The sequence below is a fragment of the Planktothrix sp. genome, from assembly GCF_046067725.1.
In the GTDB taxonomy this organism is placed as follows: domain Bacteria; phylum Cyanobacteriota; class Cyanobacteriia; order Cyanobacteriales; family Microcoleaceae; genus Planktothrix.
The window spans coordinates 1-10,063 of the sequence record NZ_JBJUDF010000202.1 but is presented as its reverse complement, the minus strand read 5'-3'; the positions used below and the strand labels follow the sequence as shown (position 1 = coordinate 10,063).

Genomic DNA, 10,063 nt, shown 5'->3' with positions numbered 1-10,063 from the left:
TCTAATGATTATAATGGCGATCGCATTTTCCCGAACTTTGAACCTCAACCGATGATGATTGGTGGTTAAAGGTATTAAGTTTTAACCTGCGATAGCCTAGCAACCGTCTATTGGTATCGCAGGCTAATTTTATTTATCATTAACTTTATCCTGTTTTTTATTTATACCGTTAGGAAATAATTTGGGATAGGTTTTCATCTTCTACTCTTTTCAAAAAGCTTTAACATTTGTAGATATTGTAATCCAAAATTGACATGAGGCAAATCACTAATTAATTGTGTCTTCCGTCACTTTAAACCCTTGATTAGCTTCACTATCAAAGCAGGATAATATCACCGTGAACTCCCAGGAGGAATGGCACAATTTTAAAAATAAGGCTAAGTCTTTGGAGTGCTGACTTATGGCGACTCAATCTCCCAACAAAGAACTGCGGCCCAACCCTTTCATGACCTACCGTGATCCCGAAACCGGAAAATGGATCGTTGTGAAACCCGAAACCAAGGATGTTGAGGTAGCAGTGGCTTGACGGACAACACGGTTTAAGGATAGCAGTTGTTTCCATCATGAGTTACAACAAAGGTTGCACCCATAACAACCCTGAAATTAACGTTAACCGTGTTTCCCATCTTCCTTGATGATCATTGGTGTTTTGTCCTGATTGTGGATTCACTGATCAGAAATGACTAAAACCACAGACGGTTTTTCGCGACACGAACGAGACCATTGTGCCATTTCTGGAACTGTCTACTGCACCTTATAGACTTTTAGCTTAATCTTTTGATATCGGTTTTGTCAAGGGGATTACCTAGAATTGTTAGGGTTAAAAGAGTGTCACATTCAACCCAGACAAAATTAGGTTCATCTCGGTAGAGTATAAACATCGAGTCAAGCTTCTATCCATGAAATCTAACTTTAACATCACCAAAACTTTTACCTCTGAATTGACTGTCAATTCTGCTCATTCTTTTAATGTTTCCTTAACACTATCAGATTTACAAAAAATTATAGAAAACATGAACACTTTTACCGGAGATGAATGGCTATCCTTTGCTCCTGATGTTGATCAAGGAGAACTTTATCGAGATTGGTTTATTTGGTATGATGCTGAAGTCACCCAAACTTGGGAAGCTTATGATTATTCAAGCGAACGCTGGTTTGAAGCGGAAGATTTAGCAACGGTGAAAGCAACCATTGATCTGATTGAAAATGCAAGGACTTCGATTCCGCTTGCCGCTTAATTCTGCTAATTTTAACTCATAAAATGATATGATGATTTCCCAAAGGGGCGAATTTGCCCCTATATTTTTATCTGTCCTAATCTTGCCAGTTCAATGATATATATTGGTCAGGGCTTACAAGGGTTGGGAGTCCTTGATCAAAGAAAATTTAGGAATTATTGATGATGTCTGAAATGTTACCGACTGTTAAATATTGGTACAATGAACCTTCATTTTGGCAAGAGACAGAAAATCAAATCATTGTTCAGTCGGCAGAAAAAACCGATTTTTGGAGAGTCACCCATTATGATTTTATTCGAGATAATGGACATTTTTACTATCAGGAAATTACCGGAGATTTTGAAATCCAAGTGAAAATTACCGGAGAATATCAAACTCTGTATGACCAAGCGGGGTTAATGGTTCGAGAAAGCGAAAGAGTTTGGTTAAAAACAGGGATTGAATTTGTTGAAGAAGTCCAGAATATTAGTGCTGTTATCACGCGAGACTATTCAGATTGGTCTGTCATTCCTTTATCTTCTCCTCCGGCTTCTTTATGGTTAAAATTAACCCGAAAAGCAGAAGCGGTAGAAATTAAATATTCCTTTGATGGTCAATATTATCAACTGTTACGTTTAGGTTATTTAACCCTGAATAAAACCGTTCAAGTAGGTTTGATGTGTGCCTCTCCTCAAGGAAATGGGTTTTTAACAACCTTTGAAGCCTTTAAAATTCAGATGCTTTAATCAATATCAGTGCTTGTGCAAAATCAATTACCGAGTTAAGAAAGGGAACAGGGAACAGGGAATATAATTATGTTTAGGTTCTTAACCTTAATCAATCATGATTTACGGCGAATTTTCCCATTCAGGTGTTAATTGTTGATAATTAAATTCTGCTGCACCCGGATGGCAACTCACACAATGATTCACAGTCACAGATTCAGAAAAATCAACACGGGGATGGAGAGCTTTAAAATAACGAGAACGATTAAAACGATAGGGAATCGCCTCATCCTTCAGGGTAATTGAACGGGAATAGGTTTGAAGATATTTCCACATTAACAACAATGATGGCCCCTCTAAGGGTTGAAGTGTCGCGCCATAATGTTGTTGATCTTGAACAATTTGTTGCCAAGTTTGAGTCGGAAACACTTGAGGCGGAATCGGAATATGGCAAGTTGAACAAGTGTTGAGATAGAGTTCTAATCCCAATTGATATTCAGGTTCTACACGGTCAACACTGGCCATGAGATTGAGATGAGGTATCGTTTCAGTGCTTTCCTGTAAGGAAGCTGCATTGAGGGTTTTGAGCAGCCCTAATGCCAAACCCACACTCCAAATTGTGACCAGGATCAAAACCCCAGGAGAAAACCGTCGCTTTCGCCTTGGTTGCTGATAATTTTGTTTTCGGCTGAGAAAACCCATAACGAAGACTCATGATCTGCCAATATGATAGCAATCCTAGCCCAAATTGCTCCCTTCTGTCTTGGGAGTGGTGGTTAATCCAGTTGTAAGATCAGGCCTTCGCGGGCGACAATGCCATTGGGAAACACCACCTGCACTTGAGCTTCTATTTCATCAAGAATATCATCGCTATGGGACGGGTCATGTTGATACATGACAACCCGCTTCACTCCCGCTTTTTTGGCAACTTCCACCCCTACTTCCCAAGTCGAATGTCCCCAGCCAATTTTGGGGAATTGCTCATTGTGATATTCTTCATTGGTATAAGTGGCATCATAAATAAAAACATCCGCTTCCTTGGCCAAATGGAGAACATTTTCATCGAAGCGATCAGGGAAATGTTCCGTATCGCTACAGTAAACCGCCGTTTTTCCTTGCCAAGTAACGCGATACCCAACTGCCACATTCGGGTGATTTAACGGAGCTGTTTCAATCTTAATATCATCTAAGGTCACAATATCCCCCGGTGATAAGTTATAAAACTTCATATCCGACTGCATCACGTGGATCGGGACAGGAAAATTGGGGTGAACCATCTGATCACAGAGACGATCTTTGATGGTTGTGCCATCAGGTGCAATCGCTCCATAGATATGAAAGCGATTAATCGGAATAAAAGCCGGAACAAAAAAAGGAAACCCTTGAATATGATCCCAATGGGTATGAGAAAAAAACAGATAAGCTTCCACAGGCATTTCTTTGATCAGATCCAGTCCCAGGACTCTTAAGCCGGTACCTGCATCAAAGATTAAGCGTTTTTCACCCAAGCGCATTTCCACGCAGGAGGTATTGCCTCCATATCGAACCGTTTGAGATCCGGGCGTAGGTATACTACCTCTTACCCCCCAGAATCGCACGGAAAAATCGATCGAAGAGTTCTTGTCCATGAAGGTTGTTTCATCAGAGGACTGTGGGTTCTGGGTTGGCGGATCAGAAACTGGCATCGTTTGTTTTAGCCTTGGACGTAGAACGGTGACTGACTCTACACGAACCGAGGGTATCGTGTAGGCTTCCTACTGATTGGAATCAGCCTTAACCGGAGCAGTCAAGTTGGAAGTTGACTTTTGCTTTGGAACTTGTGGTAATGCAATCTGTACATTCCGCTTCTCCTATAATAGCCCGGTATGACGAAGGCAGACACCCTGAACCCTAAAGGGCTGATTCAATTCTGTTTCCTGATCAGCCCTAGTTATACAACTAAAAGACTGTGCAGGGTCAAAGGGCTTCAAGATTCCCTGATTTTTTAAGTGAGTGACGGGGGAGTCAGGGCTGCACTCCAGGTTGGTTGAGCGGTGCAAGTTTCTTGACAACCTGTTGAATTTTATCACCGCATTAAAATTATTTTAACCTCGAATTTCCACAATTCGATTCTTCTCATCAACAAACAAAACTCTGGGTTGGTGAGTGTTGGCTTCTTCGACGGTCATTTGTGCGTAGGACATCACAATTAAGCGATCGCCCACCACTCCCAAACGAGCCGCCGCCCCGTTTAATTCAATCACACCGGAATTCGCAGCACCCGGAATCACATAGGTGACAAACCGTTCTCCATTAGCAACATTCACGACTTGTACTTGTTCATGAACGAAGATTCCCGCAGCCTCTAGCAGGGATTGATCAATGGTGATACTCCCCACATAGTTAACATTTGCTGCGGTTAGAGTACAGTTATGAATCTTAGCGTATAGTAATGTTCGGTGCATTGTGAAAGTTTGATTTGTCTCTTATTTCATCCTGGGTGCGTGAAGCTTAACAGAACTTAACTTTTGGCTTGGCCAGCTTGAATACACTTTTCAACCAGTGGAGCCACTTGATCCACATCTTGCCAACCTAAAATTTCAGTGACTTTTCGTTCCAGGTTTTTATAGGTTCTGAAAAACTCTGCAACTTCTTCGAGGCGATGGGGAGCAATATCTTTCAGCGAATTGACTTCAGCATAACGCGGATCAGCAGCAGGAACACAGAGAATTTTTTCATCTCGATCGCCACCATCAACCATTTCTAACATCCCAATGGGTCGGGCTGCAATCACACAGCCGGGGAAGGTGGGCTGATCCATAATCACCAACCCATCTAAGGGATCTCCATCATCAGCTAAGGTATTGGGAACAAAGCCATAATCAAAAGGATATTGGACAGAAGCAAACAACACCCGATCCAGAGCAAAGGCTTGTAACTCTTTATCGTATTCGTATTTGTTTTTACTTCCTGCGGGAATTTCAATCAAAACGTTAATTAAACCCGGTTTCGGTTGGGGCGGAATCTTCGATAAATCCACGAGTCGTTCTCCAAGCTTTTAAATTGATTCAATTGGGGCATTGCCCTAGATAGAATTCTAAAGGGGATGGGCATTTCTTCCAAGGGGGCGAGGGGTACAGGCAGTGGAAGATGGTCAAGGTCAACCCCTCTATTTCTGTATTGATGGGTAATCAGGAGAATCAGACTGCCAAGGATTAATTGGGCTGGCAGAATAACGAGCAACCGCAAGCAAAGGTAGCGTTAAGGTTAACACAGCGATCAAAGTTCCAATGAGGTCTGCAAGTCTATCAGTTGATTTTTCACCAGACCTGGCTGGTTGACTCTCGGATTCCATAAAGGCTACAACTGCTTAATATTAATTCTTTAAAAATGATAACTTATATAATTAATATAGCACAAAGATCAGGAAAGTGTGTTCTCATATTTAGAGAGATTGGGAGAAATTGTTACTCTCTCAATCCCTGAAAAATGGCTCAAGATTTCTGAATTCTATGATAGGTGTCCTCAACCACGTCAAGTAATGTTAACAATTGCTGCCATTGAGGATCTCCATTGGGTTTATTGGTTTGATATTCAGCCCTTAAACCCTCTTTCAAACGCTTCAATAAATCGTCAACGGACAGGGATGTTTCCCTGGAAGCATCATCAACATCCTCATTATCATTTTCTGAAGTGTCATCTCGTCCTGAATCATCAACATCTTCTTGAATATCCTGGGCGGTTTCTGCTAAGGTTAACGCCCGTTGGGCTATATTTTCAGGCAGTTTCGGGCGTTCCGATAAAGCAATTCGAGACAGTTCTAACAATAATTGTCGTACCTGCTCAATCCATTGGCTTTTTTGAGATTGCCAACTGGTGTGATGATTGGGTGAATTTTCTGCTTTTTGCTGAATGGTTTGAGCTTTTTGAGCTAACGGTAAAGCTTGAGTGGAAACGCTTTCTGGCAATTTCGGACTATCCGCTAAAGAAGCCCGTGCTACTTCAATTAAGAAGTCATGGACTTGCTTGACCCATTGAAGATCGGTTAATTGTGGACTTACTCTAGGCATATCTTACTCTCTGATTTTTGATCATTTGATTGGTGAAACATCAACTTCCTGTGCGCCATTTCTCTCCGTCAGTCGTGCTTTGCCTATAGTCGGGGAGATCGAGTACAACAGTAGAACTTCAGATCTTAAGGATTCGATGGAGACATCTCTTGCTAATTGAAACTGGCTAATCAGACTCCATATTTTAAATCCTTAACATTCCTCTCAAATTCAGTTTATGACGTTCAACTGCGTGGGATTAAATCTCATTCAAGAATCTTAACTTTCCAGCTAAGATCCTAATTCTATCCAACCCTCTGACAAAACACTATTTTTCAGTGAGATTCCACACTCCATCCCAGGTTTCATCCGGGGGTTGTGTTGTTTCATAGAGAATACAGCGATCCACGTGCAGTTTAGCGGCTTTATTCTTCGGATCAATTTCCAACACCGTTAAAAATTCCCGTTTGGCATTTCTTAAGGATTCTTTGGCTTTGACTGCAAATTTCCGTTTGGCTAAATCAATCATTTTCCGAAGTTTCGGTAACGCCATCTCCGTTGCTTCTGTTTCTAACATTTGTTGAGTATGGACATCTGTTGTAAATTGTTTGAGTTTAGCAATTAATAATTTTTTAGTTTCACGGGGGGTAAGTCCTTTGATTTTGTCCGATAAAACTGAGAATGCTTCTTCCGAAGACATTTGTTTAAATTCCTCTAAGGCTAACCGCTTGATTGGATTTTCATCTAAAATCTCAGTTAATTTAGCTAGGGAATTTTTCAACAGCATTTGTCCTAATAATTCTTGATCATCATAGGACAGTTTTTTCATTTGAACTTCAGAAATTTCTTCGAGTTCTTCTAATAACGGAACCAGTTCCCCATCGGTTAATTTTTCCGTTGCGGGTTTGAGATAATATTCTCGTCCTTGATGATAATGCTCGATAATTTGTTCTTGTTTTTCAGAAAGAGGTCGAGCTAATTTCCCTTCTCGAATTCCCACTAATTCATAAATTCTCACGGGTTGACTTTTGCCTTTAACCGTGATGAAATCTAGTTCCCGAACAATCACCCGATTAGAATAATGAATATAGGTATTTTCACTAATCACAATATCGGTTCCATATTGTTTACTGGTTCCTTCTAAACGAGATGCTAAATTAACGCCATCCCCAATAGACGTTAATTCCATGCGTTTACTTGAACCAATATTTCCTGATACCACTTCATCGGAATGCAGACCCATCCCAATACTAATAGGCATTAATCCTTGAGCAATACGACCTTGATTATATTCGGCTAAACGATAACGCATTTCAACGGCGGCTTGCATTGCCATCCAGGGGTGATCTTCTAAGGGAGCCGGAGATCCAAACACGGCCATTAACGCATCCCCAATATATTTATCGAGGGTTCCTTTATATCCTAATACGGTGTCTACCATCTCCTCAAAATAGGAGTTAAGCATGGTCACAACTTCTTCAGCTTGTAGTTTTTCTGTTAAGGTGGTGTAACTGCGAATATCACTAAATAAAACCGTGACTTGTTTACGTTTTCCACCTAAACCGGTATCGCCACTGGCTAATAATTGTTCTGCCACTTCTGGGGTCATGTAGCGATACATTAAGTTCTTGACTTCTTTCTCCCCACTAATATCTTCCATGACCACTAAAGCCCCACTAACTTTTTCTGGGTTGCTAATATCGGACATAGAATTAATGGATAAATTAATACTTCGAGGTTCTTGAGAAGCTCCCGATAATAAAGTTTGATCCGGGTAATATTGTTGGCGATCTTTAGAATCTTTCGGGGCTAATGCGGTATCAAACCATTTTCCAAAATCCCCTTCTTTAATATGAATTAAATCTCGGACTGAACGACCTTGAACCACATCTTCAGGCTGGAGTCCTAAAAGTTCCATCGCACATTCATTGGTAGCAATCATGCGACCTTCTTTATCGGTAGAAATCACGCCATTTGTTAGCGATCGCAGAATATCTTTTTGCCGTTGTTCTTGTTCTTTAACTTTTTGGAATAATTTAGCATTTTGTAACGCAACTCCAGCTTGAATATTAAACGCCCGCATAAATTCTAAATCATTGCCATTAAAGCTGGCTTTCCACTGTTCGGGAGCTTCCGGCCAGTTTTCAGGATCATAAGGAGGATGTTCTCCTTGTTTTTTCTTATTAATTAATTGAGTCACTCCTATCAATTGATCATCGGCATTAAACACGGGCATACATAACATACTGCACGTGCGATATTTAGTTTTTTGGTCAGTTTGTTTAGCGGTTTCTGAGCGGGGATCATTATATAAATCAAAGGGAATTAATAAAGGTTCTCGACTTTGGGCGACAATTCCAGCAAATCCAGCGTGTTGAGGAATACGGATTTCAACTAAATTGCCATTGATGGGAATTTTTGTCCACAATTCACCTTTTTCTTCATCTAATAACCATAATGTACTGCGATCAGCATTCATTAATTCTTTGGCCTGATCCATGACATTTTTTAAAGTTTCTTCTAAGTCTAAACTGCTCTTACTTAAGGCATTGACCGCATTCATTAAAGCCGCCGCAGCCCGTTGTCTGACGGTGGCAGAATAGAAGGAACGAGAGGATTCTAAAATTAAGCGAATTGAGGGGACAAATTCTTCAAAAATTTGTTCATCATCTGAGGTAAATCCTTGAAAATCTATTTTTTCATCTAAGGGAAGGGAAGGATCACAATTGAGTTTTAATTTATTCAGTAATTGCACCACCGCCACCAGTCCATCCTCATCATTTAATAGTGGCATTACGAGCATGGTATACGTTCGATATCCATTTTTTTGATCCATTTTCTTGGCGGCTTCAGAACGGGGATCATCATAAAAATCGTAAGGAATATTAACAACAGATCGGGTTGTGGCGACTTCCCCAGCAATTCCCGCCGTTGAAGGAATCCGAAGCTCTAACGCTTTTCCTCTTTCTCCTCCCGCAACGATTGACCAAAGCTCATGTTTTTCTTCATCAACAAGCCATATTGTGGTACGGTCTGCATTCAACAATTCCCCAATTTTGAGTGTAATCGACCGCAACATTTCATTGAGGATTTCCTCAAACCCTTGAGCATCGAGCAGATTATTTAGCATCGATAAGGTTTGATTAACGGTTTTGAGTTTATCCTCCACATCTTTAACAACTTTGACAAAATTGTCTTTAGTTAAAGGTGCTAAAAAAGAGGAAAAACTGCCCTCGCTTCGATTCAAATGAACTAAACCCCCATTCTGTGATGAAGGGGCGGTTTGATGAGGGGTCTCACCCCCTATTAAACTCGAAATTTGATTGCCATTTTGATCAGTTGGGAGTTCAGGAATGGCTGCTACATCAATCGTTACATCAACAACTTCTGATGAGACAACAGTTGATTCTTCGGGTGCAGAATTGCTTGGGGATGCAGATTTCATAGTTGCTTAATAATAAACAAGGGCTAGAACAATACTGATGGCAAAGGTTAATATTTTTTTAAGATTTGATTGATCAAAATAAAGTAACACATAGACAAATACTATGTACCAGTTTACGTTGCATATCGGCAAGTTGCTGAATTTAATTGCATTTTAGGTGAATCGGGTTTGGGGAACTATTGTTGCATTTAGTATAAATGTTGTCTGTGTTTTGTTCTACCAATTTTGAAAAAATAGGGCAAGAGGCAATCGGGATCACAGATTTAAAAGGATTTCACGGATTTTAATCAGTCAGGACTGAGGCAAGCACGCTATATATAGTGTACTTGCGTCAGTCGTGATTTTTAGACGATCACTTTTCAGGATTTAGATGTACACTTAGATGTACAGATAGATTCAAAAATAATGATGTCTGATATTCCGATTACAAAGACCTCGCACAAAGCCCAGACACTTCAGTCGTGGGATGTAGTGCGACCCCCTAAAGGGGGTGTGAGGGTTTTAATGTAATCCCTAAGAACTTCAGCGATTGATCCTCCTTCTGATTCAGCATAGTTTTTGAGACGTTCATCTTCTTTTTCGTTGACGTTAAACGGAATTTTCTTTTCCCTTGACATACCAAGAGTGAAGACTCTACTCTAACAGTAG

Annotated in this window: 9 protein-coding genes; 3 read left to right on the top strand and 6 right to left on the bottom strand. The window is 40.5% G+C overall.

What is annotated here, in order from left to right; translation table 11 throughout:
- Nucleotides 1-400: 400 nt before the first annotated feature.
- The 3 genes from ACKPEB_RS12675 to ACKPEB_RS12665 all read left to right on the top strand — a co-directional run bounded on the left by ACKPEB_RS12675 (nt 401) and on the right by ACKPEB_RS12665 (nt 1,963).
- Complete coding sequence (locus tag ACKPEB_RS12675; protein ID WP_408965293.1) at nt 401-526, top strand: hypothetical protein; 126 nt, start codon at nt 401-403, stop codon at nt 524-526.
- A 373-nt stretch (nt 527-899) separates the two neighbouring features.
- On the top strand, nt 900-1,238 hold the full coding sequence (locus ACKPEB_RS12670; protein ID WP_408965292.1) for a hypothetical protein: 339 nt from the start codon (nt 900-902) through the stop codon (nt 1,236-1,238).
- 161 nt (nt 1,239-1,399) lie between these two features.
- Entirely contained in the window at nt 1,400-1,963 is a 564-nt protein-coding gene (locus ACKPEB_RS12665) for a DUF1349 domain-containing protein (RefSeq protein ID WP_408965291.1), read from the top strand.
- Between the two features lie 102 nt (nt 1,964-2,065).
- Here the strand turns inward: ACKPEB_RS12665 and ACKPEB_RS12660 are convergent, their stop codons facing one another.
- From ACKPEB_RS12660 to ACKPEB_RS12635, 6 genes are all read right to left on the bottom strand, one after another.
- A complete protein-coding gene (locus ACKPEB_RS12660) occupies nt 2,066-2,644 on the bottom strand; it encodes a cytochrome C (RefSeq protein WP_408965290.1) in 579 nt (192 codons plus the stop codon).
- Between the two features lie 74 nt (nt 2,645-2,718).
- Entirely contained in the window at nt 2,719-3,627 is a 909-nt protein-coding gene (locus tag ACKPEB_RS12655) for an MBL fold metallo-hydrolase (protein ID WP_408965289.1), read from the bottom strand.
- A gap of 399 nt (nt 3,628-4,026) precedes the next feature.
- The gene (gene panD, locus ACKPEB_RS12650; protein ID WP_408965288.1) at nt 4,027-4,386 is read right to left on the bottom strand and encodes an aspartate 1-decarboxylase; all 360 of its coding nucleotides are present in this window, start codon (nt 4,384-4,386) and stop codon (nt 4,027-4,029) included.
- Nucleotides 4,387-4,442: 56 nt separating this feature from the next.
- A complete protein-coding gene (locus ACKPEB_RS12645; protein ID WP_408965287.1) occupies nt 4,443-4,961 on the bottom strand; it encodes an inorganic diphosphatase in 519 nt (172 codons plus the stop codon).
- A 454-nt stretch (nt 4,962-5,415) separates the two neighbouring features.
- A complete protein-coding gene (locus tag ACKPEB_RS12640) occupies nt 5,416-5,991 on the bottom strand; it encodes a hypothetical protein (protein ID WP_408965286.1) in 576 nt (191 codons plus the stop codon).
- Between the two features lie 307 nt (nt 5,992-6,298).
- Nucleotides 6,299-9,415, bottom strand: a complete 3,117-nt coding sequence (locus tag ACKPEB_RS12635) for a GAF domain-containing protein (RefSeq protein WP_408965285.1) — start codon at nt 9,413-9,415, stop codon at nt 6,299-6,301.
- Nucleotides 9,416-10,063 lie beyond the last annotated feature (648 nt).